The organism is Psychrobacter sp. 1U2 (genome assembly GCF_051847575.1).
In genome coordinates, this window is the sequence record NZ_JBPYDC010001557.1 from 1 (window position 1) to 574 (window position 574).

The following is a 574-nucleotide window of genomic DNA, read 5'->3' on the forward strand; positions in this document are numbered from 1 at the left end:
ATCTTTACTTCGACTGCTAATATCTTCATATGCAAACCCTTTGACTAATACACTTTGATCAAGTTTTTGCTGAAAGAACTGACGATCAATTTGTGGTAGTAGGTCTTGGATACTGGCAAAGCTAGCAAAACGTTTGATGTCAACTAGCTCAAAACAGCCGATATTTCTGGTGGCAAGACGATAAAATTGTGGGCCTGATTCACTGAAATCTAAAATTGTCAGACGATCCTGAAAATCTCGTTTCAATGTGCGAGTAGAAACCTTATAAGTATCTGCCAACTCAAAAATATCTAAGCGCTCACCAGCGTTTAGTCGAATGATAATGTCAGATAAACGATATGCGAGACGTTCATGCTTTTTTAGTTCCATTAATCTTACTCAATTAACACCATATAAAAACCTGTAACAATATTACATGAACAATACAGAAATGTAATTATGCACTTTTATCTGGATTTCTCAATCAATATTTAACGCTCTTGAGTCATATTTTATGTAGGTTATTGATATTCATACTCTTTACATGGTAAAGATAATTTATGGAAATAATAATAGAATATTAAAGTCGCCAATT

The 574-nt window shown here is 33.3% G+C and carries 1 pseudogene; it reads right to left on the reverse strand.

The window, feature by feature from the left end:
* A pseudogene (locus ACS8FD_RS23155) lies at positions 1 to 369 on the reverse strand (transcriptional regulator); the annotation flags it as partial.
* Between the last annotated feature and the right edge of the window lie 205 nt (positions 370 to 574).